The sequence below is a fragment of the Acinetobacter sp. YH12070 genome (assembly GCF_013419625.1).
Taxonomy (GTDB): domain Bacteria; phylum Pseudomonadota; class Gammaproteobacteria; order Pseudomonadales; family Moraxellaceae; genus Acinetobacter; species Acinetobacter amyesii.
Genome location: NZ_VOZT01000004.1, coordinates 60,647 through 81,066 on the forward strand (window position 1 = coordinate 60,647; position 20,420 = coordinate 81,066).

Sequence of the window (20,420 nt, forward strand, 5' to 3'; positions counted from 1 at the left end):
GTTCAATCCCTGAAAAATATGGGGCGATGATTTTTACCACAAATCAAGTTGCGTACTCACACCAGAGGTATCGACACCACCTAATTCTGCAAAATGGTGCAATTGACTCAACAACTGACGGATTGGTGGACCTGATTTGGCATGCGTATCCGTGATGACAATAAACTCTAGTACGCGTGCACGTTCAGACTGACGCTGCTTACTCACGCGGTAACGTGGTACATCTTGCGTCAATAAGCTTACTCGGCCACGTTTTAAATTGGCTTGTAACAAATCTGTGGCGCTGATATTACCATCGGTTGAATAGCTCGTCAGGATGTAACGTGCATTGATGGTTTCTAATAATTTTTCATAAGCTTCTTTCGCATGCTTCGAAGAATTATACGGACTTGGACGTTCTTTACGCCATGCACGATCGATTCCGCTCTTAAAACCCTTGGTGTCTGGTGTTGGTAAATCCACCTGATCCCATAACGTTAACGCATTCAACACATGGTAGTTACTGCTGTAAGCGTGCTGGTTATACGGTGGATCGAGATAAGCCACATCCACTTCAAAGCCACTCATTTGATTAGCCAAATGCTGTGCGTCGACACACCACATTTCAGCGGCGGGTTTTTTCGGATCACCAATTTCACAAAAACGACTTGGAGTCAGCCATAACAAAGAACCGATACGATCTAATGCCGCTTGGGTTTTACCGCCCCAACCATGATGGAAGCTTTTAAATACACCGCTGGTATTACTGACAAAACTTGCTGAATACAATAACGGCGCTAATAAAGCACTCATTTCCACATCATCAATCGCGCCTTGAGCTTGCCAAGTTGCAATTTGCTGACGAATCGCATCGATACGCATACCGTTACGGCGTTTAAAGAATAAGCGGTCACGTGCCGGATCGTAGATTTCATCATTACGTGGACACAAGTTATGGGTCACCCAACCTTTAACTTCTGGCAAACGGTTCAGATAATCGATGGCTTTCTGATAGCCACCCAACTCTTTAAACGCTGGTGCTTCAACGCAAGAGAGAATCGCGCTGTTCAAGGCATGACTGTAGGGTTCCCAGTCATTGGCAATAACACGATAGCCGTTTTGACGTGCCAACCGTGACACCACACCCGAACCTGCAAAAAAGTCAGCAAATATCGGCGCACGACCATCTTCGCGTTTTAAGGTTCCCGTTTGCTCAAGTGCTTCTAAAATCAGATGTAATAGACGGCGTTTGTTTCCCAAATAAGGAACCAACTGATGGAAAAGATATTCGTCTGTGGTACGAGCCGCATGACGACGTTTGTGATAAACCGTAGACTCTGAATTCATAGCGTCTCTTGAGAAGGGATTAACCTTAAGCGAATGTCATCACCCAATTGAGTGACATCTTTCAGCTTAAATCGAAGCTGCTCTGCCATGCGGTCAAATTCCGCATTAAACATCGCACGTGCTGACTGACCCAACAAGGTCGGTGCAACATAACTGATCATTTCATCGATCAAATGTTCTTGTAAGAAAGCGGTCGAAAGTGTCGCACCGGCTTCCACAAGGACATCATAAATTTGGAACTGTTGAACGCATGCTGCTAACAGATCGGCCAAAGGCTGAATTTCAAATTGTACCACGCCCAAGTCAGCAAGTTCCTGACGATATGGCCCCATGACCATCACGGTTTCAGGTTGCTGCAATATTTTTGCGCTTAATGGCAAGCGGCCTTGGCGATCTAGCACGATACGTTTCGGCTGAACCACGCTTCGCATATCAACAGCATCATCGAGTTGACGTACGTTGAGTAAGCAATCATCTGCTAATACTGTTTCAATCCCAGTAATCACAGCACCTGATATCGCACGCCAATGCTGTACATCTTGTCGCGCCATTGCACCGGTAATCCATTTAGACTCACCCGAGGCCATGGCAGTACGCCCATCCAGGCTCGATGCGACTTTGAGCCGGACATAAGGCATGCCCGTCGCCATGGCTTTTAAAAAGCCCAAGTTCAATTGATGCGCTTCTGCTTCACAAATACCTGTGATCACTTCAATGCCAGCATCACGTAGGATTTGTACACCTTTACCCGCAACCAATGGATTCGGATCGGGACATGCTACAACGACTTGAGCAACACCTGCTTCTACCAAACCTTTGGCACAAGGTGGCGTACGTCCATAGTGTGCGCAAGGCTCTAAAGTCACATAAGCGGTTGCGCCACGTGCGGCCTCACCTGCATCACGCATTGCAAAGACTTCGGCATGCGGCTGACCCGCTTTGGGATGAAAGCCTTCACCAACCAATTGACCGTCTTTGACAATTACACAGCCCACATTGGGATTGGGACGAGTGCTGTATTGCCCCTGCTGTGCCAATGCAATTGCACGCCGCATCCACTGTTGATGCTGCTGCAAAGGCACTTGATCTAACTCAGACATGTAATCACTCATGATAAAAATGGAAGCAGATGTGCATTAGTGCTCACGCTGCTGCATTTGTTCAATTTGACGACGAAAAGCTTCTACATCTTGGAAGTCTTGATACACAGAAGCAAAACGTACATAAGCCACATGATCTAAAGCAAACAAAGACTGCATGACAATTTCACCAATGGTGCGTGATTTCACGTCACGTTCACCCAAACGGCGAATTTGCAATTGAATATCACTGAGTACCGTTTCAATTTGCTCTTGCGTTACTGGACGCTTTTGCAAGGCATGCATGAGCGAGCGGCGGAGCTTGGCTTCATCAAAAGGTTCACTCTTTGAATCAGACTTGATGACACGCGGCATCACCACTTCATAGCTTTCAAAAGTTGTAAAACGTTCACCGCAACTAATACATTCACGGCGGCGGCGTATCTGACAGCCTTCAGCAGCAAGACGTGAGTCAATCACTTTACTGTCTTCAGCGTTGCAAAATGGACAATGCATAGCGGTTAAATTGAACAAATCCGAATGGATTTAGAGTGTAGCAAAAATTTTGAAATTTGTAGAGCTTTACGCTAGATATGGAAAAAAAACAGCCCTTTCGGGCTGTTTTACACAATATATTGATTTACTGTGATCTTATTATTCTACACGTTCACCATGTTGACTTAAGTCTAGACCCATACGTTCGTCATCAGCTTCAACACGGATGCCAATCACTAGATCAATCACTTTCAAGATAATGAATGTCATCACTGCTGAGTAAGCAATAGTCGCTAGTACGCCTTCGACTTGAACCCATAATTGATGCATTAAGTCGCTCGGTGCTTTATCACCCATGATGAATTCGCTGGCAAAGAATGCTGTAAGGATCGCACCCACGATACCACCGACACCATGTAGACCAAACGCATCCAAAGAGTCATCCGCTTTCAACGCACGTTTCAGCGCAGTAATCCCCCAGAAGCAAACCACACCACCGATCAGACCCATCGCTAAAGCACCACCAACTGTTACGAAACCTGCCGCAGGTGTAATCACCACAAGACCTGCTACTGCACCAGAAGCACCACCCAAAACAGACGCTTTACCACGAACCACTTTTTCAGTAATTAACCATGCCACTGCTGCTGCCGCTGCTGCAACTTGTGTTACCACCAATGCATAACCAGCCGAACCATTTGCACCCAGTGCAGAACCACCGTTGAAACCAAACCAACCTACCCATACAAGGCTTGCACCGATGACGGTTAAAGTTAGGTTATGTGGCGCCATAGATTCACGGCCAAGCCCCATACGTTTACCAAGCATGTACGCTGCAACGAGACCCGCAACACCCGAGTTGATGTGAACTACTGTACCACCCGCAAAATCAAGCGCACCGTCGTTACCTAACCAACCACCGCCCCATACCCAGTGAGTAATTGGTGCATAAACCACGACACTCCAAATTGCGATGAACGCAACAAAAGCACCGAATTTCATACGTTCTGCAATCGAACCACTAATAATGGCAACGGTAATAATGGCAAATGTCATTTGGAAAATAACAAAAAGAATCTCTGGAATCGTACCCGTCAACGCTTCTGTAGTGATACCCGACAACATAAATTTGTCTAAGCTACCGATAAAGGCATTGCCTTCACCAAATGCTAAGGTATAACCCACAATCACCCACGTTAAACTCACGACACCCGCAGCAACAAAACTGTGTGCCATGGTGCTGAGTACATTTTTCTTACGGACCATACCGCCGTAAAACAATGCTAAACCGGGAATTGTCATAAGTAGAACAAGTGCAGTGGATACTAAAATCCATGCTGTATCACCTGTATCGAGCTTAGGTTCTTCTTCTGTAGGTGCTGGTTCTGCAGGTGCTGGCGCTGCTTCAACTGGAACTGCAGCTTCTGTTGTATTTAGCGTTGTTGTATTTGCAGTATCAACTACTGTGACTTCTTCTGTAGGTGCTGTTGCGCTTTCTTCAGCCCACGCAACAGAACCACCTAAAAGTGCACTGGACAAGCCGAGTGCAATTAGCATTTTTTTCATTCGTATCCCCCGACCTGATTTTCTGAGTTATTAGCTACTCAGCAAACTTCATGCCAATTTTTTAAACGGCATCTGCACCTGTTTCACCAGTACGGATACGGATGACTTGTTCCAGATTGCTTACAAAAATTTTACCGTCGCCAATTTTTCCTGTGCTTGCAACACGAGTAATTGATTCAATTACGGTATCGACCATTTCATCACTGATTGCGATTTCGATTTTTACTTTTGGTAAGAAATCAACCACGTATTCAGCACCACGATAAAGTTCAGTGTGACCTTTCTGGCGACCGAAGCCTTTAACTTCAGTGACAGTGATCCCTTGAACACCATTTTCAGAGAGTGCTTCACGCACGTCATCTAATTTAAAAGGTTTTACAATTGCAGTTACGAGCTTCATGTTTTGTTTTCCTTCGGCTTATTTCACCTGTAAGGTTTTATGTTCAATTTTCATGCCAATATGACTACAGTCGGGGGAAAATAGTCAGCCCAGCATGAGATTTCTTTATAACCTATTTTATACGGATAATCTTGCGTATGCTTATAAAAATAGACGTTTTTACTAGAAGAATTACGATTTTACTGATCGATTAAACGCATATTTAAATAAAAGCACTATGGTCATGAATGTGGCGATGTTAAACTGCTGCCACCAATTCACTGAGGATGGTCAAAACAATGATTGAAACCTTATTACAAGCGATATTAGAACAAATCGATCAGCCGAAAAAAGACGTCGAACATAATCTTCGCAGCTTACTCAATGAAGCTGTGAGCAAAATGGATCTCGTATCTAAAGAAGAAATCGAACGCCAACGTACTGCACTGAATAATGCCAATTTACGTTTAAATGAATTGTTGAAACACGTCGAAGAACTCGAACAAAAAATTCAGAACAAAAAATAAGCACCTTTTTAGTGCAACAAAAGACGCATAACGATTAAAAATAATGCACCATAACGGAACAATAATATGTCTTTTGCCAAAATCTATACTCGGGGTTTGCTCGGCTTAAATGCACCCCAAATTGAAGTTGAAGTTCATGTCAGCCAAGGCCTACCGTCATTGACCATTGTGGGCCTACCTGAGGCCGCCGTCCGTGAAAGTAAAGACCGTGTCCGCTCTGCGATTATTAATAGCGGCTTTCAGTTTCCGACCAAACGTCTGACCATTAATCTAGCACCCGCAGATTTACCCAAAGATGGTTCACGTTTAGATCTCGCCATTGCTTTAGGGATTCTGATCGCGTCGGGACAACTTCCTGAAAATGCAGCAGATGGTTTTGAATTTATTGGAGAATTGGCACTTGATGGTTATTTACGACCTGTCAGTGGCATCTTAAGTATAGCCATTGCCTGTCAGCATATCGGGCATCATCTGATTCTACCGGCACTCAATGCCGATGAAGCGGCGCAACTGCCGGAGTTCCAAGTCTTTCCTGCTCAGCATCTTAAGGATGTATGTGAACATTTGAGTCGTTCAGCCTTAATCAGCAGCCACCCCTCGACATCGTCAGCCAATCAACACAGTTACCCTTTTGATTTATCTGATGTGAAAGGTCAACTGAGACCACGTCGTGCTTTAGAAATTGCGGCGGCTGGCGGTCATTCCCTGCTATTTCGTGGCCCTCCAGGCACAGGTAAAACTCTACTCGCCTCGCGTTTAGCCAGCATTCTTCCGCCCTTAGATATGCAAGAAAATTTGCAAGTCGCGAGTATTTATTCCATTGCAGGTGCAAATCATCATTTTGGGCAGCGTCCATTTCGTGCGCCACACCATACGGCATCTGCGATTGCCCTCGTCGGTGGAGGATGTCACTTACAAAAATAAAAGCTAGTTTACAAAAATAGAAGCTAGTCAAATATATAAAAATAGACTATTAATAACTCATAATTTCTTTTTTATAATAACCTTTATTAGAGTATATTCTGATATGACCTCTATTGACTCATTTCCTGATGATGAAATCGAACGAGTTGTCTACCTATATAGTTGTTTAAAGTTAAATTCGAGTTCTGAATCTGACAATATATTAATTGAAGTTCTACTTGTTGAGCTTGATGCGGCAAACCCTAATCGTTTAAATGTATCTGAAAATTCTTACAACAAATATGATGTCACTTTTCGAGATTTGGATACAGTACAAATTGGCACAATATGGAAAGGCCAAACACGAATAGAGGGAAGAAAATTCTCTTTTAATAACTGTCTGAGAACAGTTAATTTTGAGTTTGATTTTTCCATTAACGAACCAAAGATCATTAGATTTGATGCTAAGATTCCTGATTCAGACGAATACTACTTATATAATGAAAAAATATTCATTCCTAAAAATGAATACAGTGCAAATGTGCCTTTTAGATATTACCCATTTTTAATGAGTAAATATTGTATTTTAAAATCAAATGATAATATCGAAGTACTTACAAGTTGTATTCATTCACTCCATGCTTTTTATATCCCTGCAAGAAAGGACATTAGAGGCCATATCATCAATGAAAATTACAGTATTTCACATATAGTTGATTTATTTTTAGAAAAATATGAAATTCAAAATGTTGAAAATGTTGAAAATGTTGAAAATGTTGAAAAAATATCTGTTGTACTGAAAAAAAATATGGTTAAAACCATAGGAAAAGAAGCGATCACATTTTTGGCAAATCTAGCACTAAACAAAAACACCCAAGAAAAAGTGCTAAATATACGAAATTCGTTAAATGACATAAAACTCGATAAAACTGGAAAGCCATATCCATCTAGATTTCCTAGTGTAATTCCTCCGCATTCAACAACAATGAGCTTAACTGCCGAAGGTATTTGGCTTGAAAATGGAAAACGATTTTTAATTACACACGTATCTAAAGTTTCTCCTATTGCTGATTTTCCTATAGTAGCTTATGCACCTGTAACAGAATCAGAGGAACAGATAGAAACCATTGATAAAGATAAAGTTCATAGACAAGGTCGAAACAAAAAAAAACGCAATAACACTCGTATCAACACCCAAGAAGACCCATCTCACAACAGAGGTGAAAATAAAAAACAGACTGATATTTCAGTAGATTTTACTGACTTCGATATTGAGATTATTGAAGAAGTAATTGAAACTGAATCAAATATACAATATATTGAAAGTAAAGAAAAAAATGAAAATAAAGATGAAGAATCATCAGGCAACCGTTATGGCAATAGAAAGAATAAACCTACAAAATCTGAAAATTCAGAAAAAAAACCGAATAAACTAGATGTAGATGATCTTGCTCTTATATTTAGTAGTTTAAAAAACATTGAAGCTAAAAAAGATTCTACTAAATTAACTAAAGTATCTTGCATTGATCAAAGTGGAAATCTTTCAGACACCTTTTCACTTTTACAGATAAAGCCCATCGTTAAATTCCCTATTCATAATACTTGGATTAACGATGACGTTGGAAGATTACTTTTGTTTTTAAAGTTAGAGTTAGCCGAATTTCATGATCATCTTTACCTTATTGATATTAAGAAAAATAACAAAAATAATGAAGCATTTTGTTTTTTTCTATTTATTACCAAAGAGATGCTTAATGAAAAAAATATAACCATGATTTGTGAAGCAATTGAGGGGAAAAAAGGAACAAAAAAATGGTTCGATATTTGCAAGACTAACTTCAATCAAAAAAGAGCCATGAAGCACATGCATACTGACCAAGCTGATTGGGTTGCAAGTTTTAATAAAATTTTCAAAATATTAATAAAAAAGAAAAAATTATAAATAGAGAATTAAATTTACTAAAATATGCTTCGTATTTATTGAAGAATTACGAAGCAGCTTGTTTTAAAACTTCTACTTCAAAATGATCCATTAGCTTCTTTATTACTTCTTTTTAAATAGATAACTCATATAAAGAATAGTATGAAATATATCTAAAACTTCCAACAGGTTTCTCAATCAACCAATATTAATAAAGTTATTATAAAACAATAATTTAGCTTAACAAAATCAAGTGTTTATTATTAATAATAGTTTCAGCCAAATTAAAATTACTTCCCATTTAACAGTTTTCTCCACACAATCTCCACATAACATTAGCAATTCATAAACACTGCTATTTCAAAATAGTAGCATCTAAAACTCTCTCTGAAAAACATGCAAACATGTCATCATTTAATAAGTTCAATACTTATTACAACTGTACTTTTGATCGGCTGTACACAATCCAAAGATGCTGAACAGTCCGCAGCAGAAATGCCGCCGGTGGTGGTCAGTACCATCACTGTATTACCGCAATCTATGAATGTAATTGAAAATCTTCCCGGCCGTGTTACAGCTTACCGGATTGCTGAAATTCGTCCGCAAGTAGGTGGAATTGTTGATAAAGTGCTTTTTAAACAAGGCTCTTATGTGCAAGCAGGTCAACCACTTTTTAAATTAAATTCTGAAATCTTTCAGGCAGATGTAAAAAGCAATCAAGCTACTTTAAACCGTGCACAAGCTGAGGTGACACGTTTGCAGGTGCTGTTAAAACGCTACACTGAATTGGTAAAAGTAAATGCGGTTAGTCAGCAGGAATACAACAATACGGAAGCAGATTATAAAAAAGCAAAAGCCGATGTGGCGCAAATGCAAGCTATGTTAAGTAGACAGCAGCTCAATCTTAAATATGCCACTGTCACAGCACCCATCTCAGGAACGATTGGTGAAATCTTAGTGACTGAAGGTGCATTGGTTGGTCAAGGCGATAGCAATGCGATGGCCGTAATACAACAGATTAATAAAGTCTACGTCGATGTAAAGCAATCAATTAGTGATTATGAAAAGCTACAGGAAGCTTTGCAGCAAGGTGACGTGTCAAACATCAAACATACGGTTGAAATCCTGAATAGTCAGGGTAAACCTTATAATGTCACAGGTGAAATCCTATTTTCAGATACTAAAGTTGATCCTGACACGGGTGATGTCACGATTCGTATTCTAGTCAATAATCAAAATCAAAAACTTTTGCCAGGCATGTATGTTCGAGTCAATATGAGCCGAGCTCAAGTTGAAAATGCGCTGTTAGTACCTGAACAAGCGATTCAACATGATATTAATGGTAAAGCCAATGTTACGATTGTTAATCAAAAAGGTTTAGCGCAAAGCAAGCCTATTCAGCTTGGTCAACGTTATCAAAATAGCTATGTAGTAACACAAGGATTACAAGCAGGCGAAAAAGTTATTGTTGAAGGCGCTGATCGTATACAGCCTGAGCAAAAACTAAAAATTAAGCAGTGGCAACCTACAAATACTCAGGAAAGTGGAGGCAAGAAATAATGTCTCAATTTTTCATTAAGCGTCCTGTTTTTGCATGGGTGATCGCTTTATTTATTATTTTGTTAGGTGTACTCAGTATTCCCAAGTTACCTATTGCAAGATTTCCGAGTGTTGCGCCACCACAGATCAGTATTACTGCAATCTATCCAGGTGCTACCCCAAAGACACTGAATGATAGTGTTGTGACATTGATTGAGCGGGAAATGTCAGGTGTCAAGAACTTACTGTATTACAGTTCAAGTTCGGATAGTTCTGGAACAGCAACAATCACCGCAACCTTTAAACCAGGCACAGATGTAGAACTGGCACAAGTTGATGTACAAAACAAAATTAAAGCCATTGAGTCGCGCCTACCCCAAACAGTTCGACAACAGGGGCTGATGGTTGATGCTGCATCATCTGGTTTTTTAATGATGGTGGGGTTGAGTTCACCAAATGGCAAATATAGTGAAATTGATGTCAGTGACTATATGACTCGCTATGTAATTGAAGAATTAAAACGGGTCGAAGGTGTTGGTAAAGTCCAAAACTTTGGTGCTGAGAAAGCCATGCGAATTTGGGTCGATCCAGACCGCTTGGTCTCTTATGGATTGAGTATTCAAGATGTGAATACAGCCATCCAAAACCAAAACTTGCCGATATCACCGGGTCGTATTGGTGATGTTCCTGCGTTGAAGGGGCAACAAATCACCATTCCTTTGACTGCTCAAGGTCAATTAGAAACTGTAGAGCAATTCAAGAACATTAGTTTACGTGCTCAACAAAATGGTGCCATTGTTCGATTATCGGATGTTGCTCGTGTCGAAATTGGTGCGCAAATGTATAACTTTGCGATTTTAGAAAATGGTAAAGCCTCTACAGCTGTGGCGATACAAATGAGTCCTGGTGCCAATGCTGTTAAGACTGCAGAGGGTGTAAAAGCAAAAATTGAACAATTAAGTCTAGCATTGCCTGATGGTATGAAATTCTCTATACCTTACGACACTGCACCTTTTGTAAAAGTTTCGATTGAAAAAGTAATCATGACATTGCTTGAAGCTATGGCTTTAGTTTTTATTGTCATGTTTATTTTCTTACATAATGTTCGATACACCTTAATTCCAGCGATCGTTGCACCGATTGCATTGCTTGGCACATTTTCAGTCATGCTACTTGCAGGTTTTTCGATTAATGTGCTGACCATGTTCGGCATGGTGCTTGCGATTGGGATTATTGTCGATGATGCGATTGTGGTCATTGAGAATGTTGAACGAATTATGGCGACAGAAAGTTTATCTCCAGTTGAAGCCACATCTAAAGCCATGAAGGAAATTACCAATCCGATTATTGGTATTACCTTAGTGTTAGCCGCTGTATTCTTGCCGATGGCATTGGCGTCAGGCTCGGTGGGGATTATCTATCGCCAATTCACCATTACCATGTCAGTTTCCATTTTATTCTCAGCTTTCCTTGCATTGACATTAACCCCTGCGTTATGTGCAACAATGTTAAAACCGATTGATCAAGACCATCAGAAAAAAGGTGTTTTTGCATGGTTTGATCGCAGTTTTGAGAAGCTGAACAATCGCTACGAACGTAGTTTATTTAAAGTAATTAAACATAAAACCCTCGCAATGTTATGTTTCTTAGGCATTGTCATTGTGCTGATTTTTAGTTTTAAACACGTTCCGACTGCGTTTATGCCAGAAGAAGATCAGGGGTGGTTTATGACTTCAATTCAGCTTCCTGCGGATGCAACTCAAGAACGTACCCGTAAAGTCGTTGCTGAGTTTCAAAATCATTTAGACCAAGAAACGGGTATTAAAGACAATATGGCAGTCTTAGGTTTTGGTTTTAGTGGTTCTGGTCAGAATACAGCGATGTATTTTACTAATCTATTGCCATTCGAAGAGCGTACTATTACGGCACAAGAAGTTGTGAATAATGCCAATATGGCGATGGCTGAAAGTTCAGAAGGCCAGACCATGTCTGTGTTACCACCAGCCATTGATGAACTGGGGAATTCATCTGGTTTTTCATTGCGATTATTAGATCATGGCAACATTGGTATGCCTGCTTTAAGAGAGGCGCAAGATCAGCTTTTAGCATTAGCATCACAAAGTAAAATCGTGGCGGAGGTCTATCCTGAAGGTTTGCCTGACGGCAGTTCTGTAGAGCTTAAAATTGATCGCGATAAATTGCAGGCTTTGGGTGTTAATTTCAGTGATGTGACCGATATTATTTCGACCTCGATGGGTTCGATGTATGTCAATGATTTCCCAAATCAAGATCGTATGCAACAAGTCATTGTGCAACTTGATGCCAAATCACGCATGAGTATTGAAGATATTCTTCAGATTAAAGTGAACAGTCAAAGCGGTAAATTGGTTTCAATGTCTGAAATAATTACACCCATTTGGCAACATTCACCACAACAATACAATCGTTACAACGGTCGTCCATCATTGAGTATTTCTGGCAGTCCAGCAGCAGGTGTATCTTCAGGACAAGCCATGACTGAGATGGAAAATTTGATTAAACAGCTTCCGAAAGGTGTGGGTTATGAGTGGACTGGGATTTCTCTAGAAGAAAAACAGTCGGAATCACAAACCTTGTTTTTATTACTGTTGTCGATGTTAGTCGTTTTCCTTGTCTTGGCAGCACTTTATGAAAGCTGGTCAATTCCATTCTCTGTGATGCTAGTTGTCCCTCTAGGGTTGATTGGCGCCTTTTTAGCAGTAATGTTACGTGGTATGCCAAATGATATTTTCTTTAAGGTCGGCATGATCACGATTATTGGTCTATCTGCAAAGAATGCCATTTTGATTGTTGAGTTTGCAAAAGCATTAAGAGAAGAAGGAATGGGTTTAGTGGAGGCAACCGTTGCAGCCGCTAAATTGCGCTTACGTCCAATCCTAATGACATCTTTGGCATTTACCTGTGGCGTTATTCCTTTAGTCATTGCCAGTGGCGCTAGTTCTGAAACTCAAAAAGCGATTGGTACAGGCGTCTTTGGCGGCATGATCAGCGCAACAATTCTAGCTGTTATTTTTGTACCGATTTTCTTTATTGTCGTCATGAGCATGGTTGAGAAATTCTCGAAACGTAAAGCGGCACATTAAGCATCAAAACTGAGAATAAAAGCTAAATATAAAAGCTGTGGGTTAACGAGTTTAGCCCACAACAAATCTTTCATTTACATCTTTATTTCAGAATTGATTTAATAAACCATCAATATAGGTTTGATCATGAAAGCTACGAATCTTGATCCGAAACGCTGGTGGATATTGCTCGCTGTCGTGCTTGCATTTCTGCCGATTGTGATTGATATGACTGTACTGCATGTTGCGGTTCCATCATTAACCCAATCATTGAGTGCCTCAAGCAACCAAGTCTTATGGATTATTGATATTTATCCATTACTTATGGCTGGACTTTTAGTTCCGATGGGAACTTTGGCTGATCGTGTCGGCAATCGTAAGATTCTGCTGATTGGCTTGGTTATATTTGGAATTGCCTCAGTCCTTGCGGCATTTTCCCAAACGGCTTCTATGCTGATTGCCGCACGTGCTTTATTAGCATTAGGCGGTGCCATGATTATGCCCTGTGTATTGGGTATTATTCGCAGAACCTTCGAAGACAGTCGCGAACGTGCCATTGCGCTGGGTATTTGGGGCACAATCGGATCAGCCGGTGCCGCCATTGGACCGCTCATTGGTGGTGGATTGTTAGAATATTTCTGGTGGGGTTCAGTTTTCCTCATTAATGTCCCAATCATGTTAGTTGTCGCCCCAATGTGCTATTTCTTATTATCCAAAAATGAAGCTGTAACCTCTGGACATTGGGCATTTGGTCAGGCGCTATTGCTAATTTTCGGTTTGGTTTCATTTGTATATGCGCTCAAAGCAGGCTTAGGCGGTAAACAGTCGTTGTTAATTGTCCTTCCTTTAGTCATTTTTTCTATTGGATTATTAACCATATTTGTACGCAAACAGCTGAATTCTCCTCAACCGATGCTAGATCTTTCACTATTTTCACGCCCTGCTATTTTAGCAGGCATTATTATGGCAATGGTTGCTGCAGGCGCTTTGGCAGGTGTGGAATTAACCTTAGCGATGGAGCTGCAATATGTCATTCGTTTAACACCACTACAAGCTGGTCTTTTTATGGTTCCGATTATGGTTGCTGCTGCTATTGGTGGGCCTATTGCTGGATTTTTATCTAATAAATTCGGACTGCGTCTAGTTGCAACATTTTCATTAATATTGGCAGCAATTGCGTTGATCAGTTTGAGTTATTCAGATTTTCATCATCCGGGAATTATTGTTCCCTTTATTTTAGCTTCAATTGGACTCACTCTAAGTATCGGTTTAACAGCTTCATCCATTGCGATCATGGGCTCAGTACCTGCAGAAAAGGGCGGTGCGGCAGGTTCACTTGAAAGTACAGGTTATGAACTGGGTACAGGACTAGGTATTACTTTATTTGGTGTTTTCATGGCCTATATATTTGGCAGTCATCTTCAAGTGCCGTCAGATTTAACTGCTGTTTTAGCAGAAAAAGCCAGACTATCGATTGGTGATACCTATTTAGTGGCGAGCCAGTTACCCGTTGAACAAGGTACAGCATTGATTAACGCAGGTAAAATTGCCTTCAGTTCAGCTCATGTTAATTTATTATTAACAGCAGGGATTATCATCGGCATACTCTCCATTGTGGTATTTTTTATGCTAGCGAAATATCGAGATGAGAATTCATTGTAATGAAATTTATTTGAGGATCATCAAACAGAATGGTTAAGTTCAGACATCAATTTATCTTAAATTTATGGTTTAAATGAAGCCGTATTGATCTGAACTTAACACATTATAAATGAGTTGATGTCTTACGATTTATACGATTTAGTTGAATAGTAAAACAGCTGCCACCTAAGTTTTTGGATTTAGAATAATAAATATGACCTTGGTGTGCTTCAATAATTGCATCAATCACTGCCAAGCCTAATCCAGTACCGCCATCTAGACGTGATCTAGAGTCTTCCAGACGATAGAATGGCTTGAACAGATGTGCAAGATGCGATTCATCAATACCAGGACCTTCATCTTCAAACATTAATAGCCAATGTTCTGCTGTGGCCATCGTTGTAATATTGATTTGTCCAGCATTCGAATATCTTAGAAAATTAGAAAATAATGCAATAAAGACTTGTTCCATCCTTCTTATATCAACGCAAACCAATTTATCCGTCAAATTTAAAATAATAGTTAAACCTTTAACCTGAAACCGTTCATTAAACATCTGCAGACATTTTTCAATACTATCTTTTAAATTGGTCTTTTCTAGTTCTAAACGTAATTGTTTATTTTCAATAAGTGTCAGTGTCCGTAAATCTTCCACAAGGTAAGATAAGCCTTCGACTTGGTTCAATAAGCTTAGGTGTAAAGCTTGATCGGCAATAAATATACCATCGACAATACCTTGCAAGCGACCTTGTAATATTGTCACAGGTGTTCGTAATTCATGTGCAATTGCAGCATTCCAAACAGTTGAATTCTTAACTGATACTTCAAGTTGGTTTGCCATTTCATTGAAGTTCTCAATAAGGGACTTGATTTCATGTGGAATATCATGATGTGGCTGTTTAATTCTGAGTGCTAAATTACCTTGTTGAATTTGTTGAATAACATCTGCTAAATCACTAATTGGCTGTGTATAGCGTTTTCCATATTTAAAGGCGAGGATAGTAGAAAGAAAAAAGCCTGTTAATAGCACTAAAAACAGCCAGATAAAGTCAACATAGGTAACTGAAAATTCATTTGAATTAATAACTTGCGTATTTAGAAAACCTATTTTTATCGCCCAGCTATAAACAAAATAGCCAATCATGAAAGATAACAGCGTAATGCCTAAATTGAGTAGGCTCATCATGATAATAAACTGGAAGTTAATTCCAACTGAATTTTTAAAAAAGTTAAATTTCATGATTTTGATCTAAGCGATACCCCACGCCACGGACATTGATTAATAAACCATTTACATAATTTTCTTCAAGTTTTTTGCGTAATTTGCTGATATGGCTATCTACAGTGCGATCTAAAGCATCACTTTCAGGCATACAGTTTTGGATCAATTCATTGCGTGTAAAGACTTTATTTGGTGTTTTTGCCATCAAAACCAGTATCTTATACTCAGTTAACGTAAGGTTGAGCAGCTGATTTCTTTGACCATTTGAAATGTAAACTTGATGATGATCTGGATTAATTTCAATATTTTTATAACGAATAATATTAGTTATTTCCGTATTTTGGCTTGTACTTCGTCTAAGTACGGCTTGTATTCGCGCAATCACTTCATTTGGGTTAAATGGTTTAATAATAAAATCATCAGCACCCATTTTTAGCCCCATGATCTTATTCACTTGATCATCTAAGGCAGTCAGCATAATGACAGGTAAATGACTTGTTTGACGGATGATTTGTAGAATTTCCCAGCCATTTAGTTTGGGTAATTTAATATCAAGGAGAATCAGGTCTATAGAGTTGGCTTTTAAGCACTCTAAAGCTTGTTGTCCATCCAATGCACGGATGACCTTCATGTTTTCATTTTTTATGTATTTTTCAAGAATGTCACCAATATCATAATCATCTTCTACAACGAGAATTACGCTATTTTCAAAGCTATGTTGTAAGTTCTGATACATACAAGTTATTCGGATAAAATCTTGGTAAGTAAATAGTTTAACAGTTTGAATTGTAAATTTCAGAATAACTGAATTCTACTTCTGCTTACCCAATACATTGAGAAAAATGTACCTGAGCTTCAATTACTCACTAGGTTTCTCATCTTTTTTCTTCTGAATCAAATCCCATATAGAGAAATCAGGCTTAGCTTTATCAGAATGTTCCGCAGGGTTAACTTTAAATGCTTCAAGATTGATTTCTAAAAGTTTTAATTTAAGCTCCTCTGAACCAGTAACTCCTAACTTTTCAAGCTCTTGAATTTCTGTTTTGTACCGTTCATAAGATTTAGCCAATGCTTCTTTATGAGAATATTCTTGCTCTAATTTAGAAAAACGATTTAAATTTATATTCGCAATTGTTGCAATCCAAATCAAAGGTGCGTTGATCAATAATTTGAATAAGAATGTATCCCACTTCATATTCAAAAAATCTGATTTATCAAACAAATAAAAATTAAATCCAAAAATTGCTAATACAACTAATACAAATACAATAATACTGATGAATTGTCCTTTTTTGGCTTCTTGTCCTTTTACAACAAAACCACCTGCAAGCCCTGCTTCACTTGATAATCCAATAACTGATTTTGCTCGCTCCTCAACATTTTTTAAATTTTCTAACCTTTTATCCAAATCTTCACTTAATGCAGTAATGTTTTTTTCTTCATTACCATAAATTTTGTCATAAAAATTTTGGACTCTCGATAACTGAAAATTTATCTGCTCATTTTTACTTTTATTATCAGGATCATCAGAAATAAATAAATCGTCATAGTATGCAACTAACTCATTAATTTTTCTTTCGTATTCTTTAACTTTCGTTTCACCATTATCATTTAGTTCATCAAACAATTTGTCATATTGATCTAAAATTTTATCAATTACATAATTTACTCGATCAACTTTAGAAGTATCCTCACCATTTCGATCAAATAATTGACTATAAGCTGTGTGAATTTTTTCGGACTCAACTTCCAAAATATCTAGATTATCTTCATTGGTTACTTCTAATATACGAGAATAAATAGAACTACCATTTTCATCATTAGCTAAAACAGATTGAATTTTTTCAATAGCAATTAGAGACTCATCTAATTTGGCTTTTAGTTGAGATAACTCATTCGTTTTATTAATTAAACTTTGTTGGTGAGCTTTAATCTTATCTAATTCACCTTGTAAAAGTGAACTAACAGTATGCCGATTATCTGTTAAATCTCTTAAGTCAGACCTCAAAGAATACATGGATGATAAATGATCATTTAAAGCCCTAAGTTGTGCTAATCCTTCACGTAGTTTTTTTTCATCACTTTCTTTCAGACCAAGCAAATCCTTTAAGCCCATTTTTTTCTCTTAATTAATGAATTATCAAAATATTAAACTAAATTATATATCGAAGTATTGAAACTTTAGACTTACTTTTTAAAAGATGGATCAATGTTCTTAGGCAACCAATAATTTTGGTTATTGTACAAAACATTATAGCCATCTTTTATTTCAACGATCATTTCCAACTTGATCTTCAATGAATCCTGATAACTCATCTCATGGAATAGTTGTAAGCCATTTTTCACCCATACCATGACATTGAAATCAGTATTTGGGCTGAGCATCGAGATCAATTCTTTTTCCAATTTCCGCTTACTTGCTTCTTTTATGAAGTTAGAATGCTTTAAGGAAATATAATCAATATCCGTATCATATTGATCGTTTAAGAAATTAATAAACCCTGTTAATGCAGCAGCCTGACCTGAATACTCATTTAAATAAGCTTTTACTTTTGCCAAATCTGGCAGTAATTGCTTATCCTGAATAGATAACATCAATGCAACAGCAGGCTTCATTGCAAGCCTTACAGATCGAGCAGATGTTTTTCCTTGATGCATTTTTTCATCGAGCTTTTGCTTATAAGCAAATACAACATCAAAAGCCAATGAGGGCTGCGGTAACTGATCAATCAACTTATTGGCTTGATCTATCTCAGAACATTCATTTTTATTTATAGTTGAGATTTTTACCCCATGCATTTGATCGAGCCACTGTGTTACTAATTCAAACTTTCTAAGTCCACTCGTCCGTAAAGTCAACAATAATTGGTCTGCATCAGGAATATTACTCTCCCATAACATTTCTGTTTTAATAAAAAAATGAGTATGTTTATTCAAATACAAAGCTGCTTGATGTGCTCCAACTAAATCGACCAACCAAAGCACGTAGTTTTCATATTGTTTTTTTAAAAAAGATGACTCGAACAAATAAATATTTTGATGGAACTTTGACCATAGATTTTTAATCCAGTAGCAATCATCACATAGATCACCGCATCCTGCTGAGATCATCGTTTTACATTCAATACAAGGTTTATTCGGTTGAGTTATACATTTTTTACAAACTTTATTTCCTTTTTCATCTAACTCTAACAAGCGATATTTATGACATGAAGGACATGTTTCATAATCCCTTGTTGAACATTTCGGACAAACTCTGAGGTCATCATTAAAGCGTGATATTTTCGTTAATTTTTGCGATTGAACATTGCATCGCTCACATCGTTCAACCTCTCTAAAATAAACAGAACAACTATTACAAACGACCCCATACTCTGTAAGCGTTCCTATCGGTCTGTTAACTTGATTGCATCTTATACAAGGTTGTTTTTTAATACATTCATTACAGATCGCTTGATCATCATTTTTAGGTAATCGAGCAGATAACCCACATTTTGGGCAAAGACATTTTTTAAAAATTCGAGCATAACAAGTTGAGCAATATTTTTTCCCTTTATATCTTTTTTTTAGTTGGGTAACTGATTTTTCACACCCATTACATAACTGCTCAATATTAATCTCCGCCAAGCTTATGACTCCGTTTCTTTCTTGATTTTCTTAACAAATTAAGCCACTTACGTTGCACGGTTTTTTTTGCTTTTGGTTTTCCATTATGAGAACTCACACGTTGTAAAGCATATACTCTTATAGGCTTGATCATTGCTGATTTCATTTGTTGAAGTTGAATCGGTAGTTTTTTACGCTTATCCCAAAAATTTGCACTACTAATCCCGTACTCATAAGAGCGGTCAATAATCAACTCACATGGGATTTTCATAATTTCATTCAAGATGGAAAGCAAAATTATACGTTCGTTTGTATTTAAATATTCGAAAGCAATTGGTGTGAAAGGAGTTATGGTATTTAAATTTATACCAAAGCTCTTAAACATTTCAATAAGTTGAATATTATCTGTATCTACAAGTAATCTGATTTCACTTATCCATGCACGAGCAATCGCAAACCATTCGGTAGCTGAAATATTTTGATTATTATATAAACCTGAGCCTTGTTTTAAAACGTTATCTGCATTTTTTTGAAAATCTAAAATTTGAATATTGCTAGGTTGTGGCTGATATAAAGTCAAATTAAAATGGCATGAGAAACATACTGCTAATGATCCATGCTCTAAATCTATTTTAAATGGCTGAATGACTACACCGCAATTCGGACAATGATCAATTAAATTTATTTGATGTTTTTCACAACAACAATGCCACCCCATTCGCCACATTAACCGTAAATAAGCTGATCTACCATCACTTTCAAAACATTGAGTACACACCTGCCGACCTGAAAAATTTGATCTACTACGCTGACCTAAACTTAAAACCCATCCACTATTTGAACTCTTAACTAGATAGGGAGCCACATTAGTTAGCATTGTTTTCAAAATTTTTTGTTTATCATCAAAAGAATGTACAAATAATAATTCAAGCCGATCTTCCGTCATACCTCGATCAAGATCAATCGTTAATGCTCTCCATCTACCCCACAATGCTTCTATAAGTGTTAAAGGGGAACATCCCATGTCTAAGGCTGAACGAATGAGCCATGATGATAATACTTCACCTTGTTCAATGGGGGTATGTATAAACCAATTTTGAGCATAATTAGGCATA

15 protein-coding genes and 1 pseudogene are annotated in these 20,420 nt (G+C 38.2%); 6 read left to right on the forward strand and 10 right to left on the reverse strand.

Annotation, left to right across the window (positions count from 1 at the left end; genetic code table 11):
* Window positions 1-33 precede the first annotated feature (33 nt).
* The 5 genes from FTU17_RS02250 to glnK form a co-directional block, all read right to left on the reverse strand.
* Window positions 34-1,326: a DNA adenine methylase gene (locus FTU17_RS02250; protein WP_078189462.1), complete on the reverse strand. Its 1,293-nt coding sequence runs from the start codon at window positions 1,324-1,326 to the stop codon at window positions 34-36.
* Complete coding sequence (gene ribD, locus FTU17_RS02255) at window positions 1,323-2,426, reverse strand: bifunctional diaminohydroxyphosphoribosylaminopyrimidine deaminase/5-amino-6-(5-phosphoribosylamino)uracil reductase RibD (protein ID WP_180110449.1); 1,104 nt, start codon at window positions 2,424-2,426, stop codon at window positions 1,323-1,325. Before ribD ends, FTU17_RS02250 begins: the two co-directional genes overlap by 4 nt.
* A gap of 36 nt (window positions 2,427-2,462) precedes the next feature.
* Entirely contained in the window at window positions 2,463-2,921 is a 459-nt protein-coding gene (gene nrdR, locus FTU17_RS02260) for a transcriptional regulator NrdR (RefSeq protein ID WP_067763170.1), read from the reverse strand.
* A 138-nt stretch (window positions 2,922-3,059) separates the two neighbouring features.
* Window positions 3,060-4,466, reverse strand: a complete 1,407-nt coding sequence (locus FTU17_RS02265; RefSeq protein WP_180004703.1) for an ammonium transporter — start codon at window positions 4,464-4,466, stop codon at window positions 3,060-3,062.
* A gap of 61 nt (window positions 4,467-4,527) precedes the next feature.
* Complete coding sequence (gene glnK, locus FTU17_RS02270) at window positions 4,528-4,866, reverse strand: P-II family nitrogen regulator (protein WP_067763174.1); 339 nt, start codon at window positions 4,864-4,866, stop codon at window positions 4,528-4,530.
* 278 nt (window positions 4,867-5,144) lie between these two features.
* Here glnK and FTU17_RS02275 point away from each other — a divergent pair, with 278 nt between their 5' ends.
* The 6 genes and pseudogenes from FTU17_RS02275 (at window position 5,145) to FTU17_RS02300 (ending at window position 14,498) form a co-directional block, all read left to right on the forward strand.
* Window positions 5,145-5,372, forward strand: a complete 228-nt coding sequence (locus FTU17_RS02275) for an accessory factor UbiK family protein (protein ID WP_078189551.1) — start codon at window positions 5,145-5,147, stop codon at window positions 5,370-5,372.
* A gap of 66 nt (window positions 5,373-5,438) precedes the next feature.
* A pseudogene (locus FTU17_RS02280) lies at window positions 5,439-6,278 on the forward strand (YifB family Mg chelatase-like AAA ATPase); the annotation flags it as partial.
* 121 nt (window positions 6,279-6,399) lie between these two features.
* Complete coding sequence (locus FTU17_RS02285) at window positions 6,400-8,217, forward strand: hypothetical protein (protein ID WP_130168929.1); 1,818 nt, start codon at window positions 6,400-6,402, stop codon at window positions 8,215-8,217.
* Between the two features lie 375 nt (window positions 8,218-8,592).
* Window positions 8,593-9,756, forward strand: a complete 1,164-nt coding sequence (locus tag FTU17_RS02290; protein WP_077109212.1) for an efflux RND transporter periplasmic adaptor subunit — start codon at window positions 8,593-8,595, stop codon at window positions 9,754-9,756.
* Complete coding sequence (locus tag FTU17_RS02295; protein ID WP_323052668.1) at window positions 9,753-12,857, forward strand: multidrug efflux RND transporter permease subunit; 3,105 nt, start codon at window positions 9,753-9,755, stop codon at window positions 12,855-12,857. Before FTU17_RS02290 ends, FTU17_RS02295 begins: the two co-directional genes overlap by 4 nt.
* Before the next feature lie 126 nt (window positions 12,858-12,983).
* A complete protein-coding gene (locus FTU17_RS02300) occupies window positions 12,984-14,498 on the forward strand; it encodes an MFS transporter (RefSeq protein ID WP_020752726.1) in 1,515 nt (504 codons plus the stop codon).
* 103 nt (window positions 14,499-14,601) lie between these two features.
* Here the strand turns inward: FTU17_RS02300 and adeS are convergent, their stop codons facing one another.
* From adeS to FTU17_RS02325, 5 genes are all read right to left on the reverse strand, one after another.
* Window positions 14,602-15,717: a two-component sensor histidine kinase AdeS gene (adeS, locus tag FTU17_RS02305; protein ID WP_107008550.1), complete on the reverse strand. Its 1,116-nt coding sequence runs from the start codon at window positions 15,715-15,717 to the stop codon at window positions 14,602-14,604.
* Window positions 15,707-16,435, reverse strand: coding sequence for an efflux system response regulator transcription factor AdeR (gene adeR / locus FTU17_RS02310; protein ID WP_020752724.1), 729 nt, complete (start codon window positions 16,433-16,435; stop codon window positions 15,707-15,709). The genes adeS and adeR overlap by 11 nt, the downstream gene beginning before the upstream one ends.
* Before the next feature lie 123 nt (window positions 16,436-16,558).
* Window positions 16,559-17,815 carry a hypothetical protein gene (locus tag FTU17_RS02315; RefSeq protein ID WP_020752723.1) on the reverse strand — a complete coding sequence of 419 codons (1,257 nt, stop codon included), beginning with the start codon at window positions 17,813-17,815 and terminating at the stop codon, window positions 16,559-16,561.
* Between the two features lie 71 nt (window positions 17,816-17,886).
* Window positions 17,887-19,326, reverse strand: a complete 1,440-nt coding sequence (locus FTU17_RS02320; RefSeq protein ID WP_020752722.1) for a hypothetical protein — start codon at window positions 19,324-19,326, stop codon at window positions 17,887-17,889.
* The gene (locus FTU17_RS02325; protein ID WP_020752721.1) at window positions 19,313-20,419 is read right to left on the reverse strand and encodes a TniQ family protein; all 1,107 of its coding nucleotides are present in this window, start codon (window positions 20,417-20,419) and stop codon (window positions 19,313-19,315) included. The genes FTU17_RS02320 and FTU17_RS02325 overlap by 14 nt, the downstream gene beginning before the upstream one ends.
* Window position 20,420: the final 1 nt, after the last annotated feature.

Bases quoted from the DNA above. Each gene is read 5' to 3' on its own strand.
- FTU17_RS02250 (WP_078189462.1), bottom strand. From the start codon at position 1,326: ATGAATTCAGAGTCTACGGTTTATCACAAACGTCGTCATGCGGCTCGT.
- ribD (WP_180110449.1), bottom strand. From the start codon at position 2,426: ATGTCTGAGTTAGATCAAGTGCCTTTGCAGCAGCATCAACAGTGGATG.
- nrdR (WP_067763170.1), bottom strand. From the start codon at position 2,921: ATGCATTGTCCATTTTGCAACGCTGAAGACAGTAAAGTGATTGACTCA.
- FTU17_RS02265 (WP_180004703.1), bottom strand. From the start codon at position 4,466: ATGAAAAAAATGCTAATTGCACTCGGCTTGTCCAGTGCACTTTTAGGT.
- glnK (WP_067763174.1), bottom strand. From the start codon at position 4,866: ATGAAGCTCGTAACTGCAATTGTAAAACCTTTTAAATTAGATGACGTG.
- FTU17_RS02275 (WP_078189551.1), top strand. From the start codon at position 5,145: ATGATTGAAACCTTATTACAAGCGATATTAGAACAAATCGATCAGCCG.
- FTU17_RS02285 (WP_130168929.1), top strand. From the start codon at position 6,400: ATGACCTCTATTGACTCATTTCCTGATGATGAAATCGAACGAGTTGTC.
- FTU17_RS02290 (WP_077109212.1), top strand. From the start codon at position 8,593: ATGCAAACATGTCATCATTTAATAAGTTCAATACTTATTACAACTGTA.
- FTU17_RS02300 (WP_020752726.1), top strand. From the start codon at position 12,984: ATGAAAGCTACGAATCTTGATCCGAAACGCTGGTGGATATTGCTCGCT.
- adeS (WP_107008550.1), bottom strand. From the start codon at position 15,717: ATGAAATTTAACTTTTTTAAAAATTCAGTTGGAATTAACTTCCAGTTT.
- adeR (WP_020752724.1), bottom strand. From the start codon at position 16,435: ATGTATCAGAACTTACAACATAGCTTTGAAAATAGCGTAATTCTCGTT.
- FTU17_RS02315 (WP_020752723.1), bottom strand. From the start codon at position 17,815: ATGGGCTTAAAGGATTTGCTTGGTCTGAAAGAAAGTGATGAAAAAAAA.
- FTU17_RS02325 (WP_020752721.1), bottom strand. From the start codon at position 20,419: ATGCCTAATTATGCTCAAAATTGGTTTATACATACCCCCATTGAACAA.